Raw genomic sequence first — 1,711 nt, forward strand, 5'->3', positions numbered from 1 at the left:
TGCTTAATGCTTTATAAGCTGCCGGGTCATTGGTCAGTTGTTTAAATTCGGTTAACTTCCGTAGGTCAGTGATCTGCATACCTTCCCAACTTCCAAAAGATTGCTCATTTAGTCCACAGTGCTGAAAAAGAGGAATAGGACGCTGACCGATAATATGGCCAGCCGTATCAATGGCACGTTGTAAAATGCTGGAATAAGCAGCGGTAAATTCTACTTGTTGTAGCGCCGCCCCGGTTTTCTGAGCTCCTGTAATTCCTTGTTCGGTCAGTGGTGAATTGCCTGATCCCTGCAAAAGCTCTTGTTCGTTCCATTGGGTACGGCCATGGCGAATAAAATAAAAAGTGAGTTGTTTTGACATCATAGTTCCTTGGAGATCTGGAAGTATAGGGTATAACTAACTTATGATGCAAAGGCCGTCTGAAACGATAATTTCAAACGGCCTTTTACTTTAACGTGTACCGTTTAGATACGGTCGTGCTTGGAGGATAACAAGCTTACCATTGTCAAACGCCCATTCGATATCCTGCTCGCCATTGGCAAATAGCTGTTTGATTTGTTGGCCGGTTTGGTCAAGGCGACGGATTTGTTCTTGATTCATCACATTGCCACTGGTTACAGGCACCTCCCGTACTCCACCATTTTTATCCAGTTGCAACGCTGTGGTTTCATTAGAGGAGCTGAGACGTTGTACAGAATCATTGCGACGGTTATAGACCACCTGTTCGGCTACCCGTTTGCCTTCAACGACACGAATACCCAACCCGCGTTTGGCGGCAATGTAGGCGCTATTTTTCTGAGCAATATCATAAGGATTGATGGTAACCAACACGCCGGAGAGATCTGCATTGATGCTTTGTTGCACAAAGACACTCATTTTCACGCTATCGTGAGGCAATCCGGCAATACGGCGGGCTTCGTATGCACTGTAATTGAAAACAGAAGCCCAAGATTGCTTCACTGCTTCGGCCAACGCGTTTTCATCGGTAACATTTGGCACGGTGGTGTACAGCCCTGCGCCGCTGAAATTGGGTAGGTCTTCGGAATTAGAGGAGCTGCGGACAAACACGCCTTTGCTGTTTAATTGATTGCGCCATTGCTCAGCCCATTTATGTTTCCATTCCGACGGGATTTCGGCATCGGTAATTTTTTTCTGCAGCGTGAGTAAAGCAGTACGGCGCTTGCGGTTGTCTCCATCACTTTGTGTTTCGATTTGGGCCAGTGTTGTTGCATTAATACCCAGCCTATCCATCATGGCTTGATAATAGGCAAACGGAATGCAGAATCCGTCAGGTACATTACTACCTTTAATATGGGCGCGGATATGACCGAGGTTGGCAGCCTTACTGCCGCAGTAACGGCTGTCATCACGGCGCAGGTTTGACAAAGCCCTAAGGCCATAATCGGAAACATCAGGTTGGGGCAGGGTAAGGCCGTCTGAAAAGCTTTTACTGGTAGTGTTCCGGTTGGTTTGGACAATTCGGTATTGCTTAGCAGTCGCTTCAAATTCGATACGACGGCCAATATATGGGGCTAGGATTTTTTCTGCGTCTTTAAGGTAAATATTGGGAATCCCCCAGCCGCGTGCCAATACATTCACATGCGATAGTGCAGTAGATGGTTTCTCGCTGATAATCCCTGCCACAGGTGGCAGCTCTAGGGGAACCTCTTTCAAAATAAGGGTATACGGATTTAATGGTTGATGGGGCACCTT

2 protein-coding genes are annotated in these 1,711 nt (G+C 46.9%); both read right to left on the bottom strand.

What is annotated here, in order from left to right:
• Positions 1-358, bottom strand: a 358-nt coding sequence (locus tag HMPREF2952_RS09565; RefSeq protein WP_141754818.1) for a histidine phosphatase family protein, incomplete at its 3' end; no start/stop codon positions are given.
• Positions 359-448: 90 nt separating this feature from the next.
• A partial coding sequence (locus HMPREF2952_RS09570) for a PEP/pyruvate-binding domain-containing protein (RefSeq protein ID WP_070695604.1) occupies positions 449-1,711 on the bottom strand: 1,263 nt, incomplete at its 5' end.

The sequence above is a fragment of the Neisseria sp. HMSC068C12 genome, from assembly GCF_001814095.1.
GTDB lineage: Bacteria > Pseudomonadota > Gammaproteobacteria > Burkholderiales > Neisseriaceae > Neisseria > Neisseria perflava.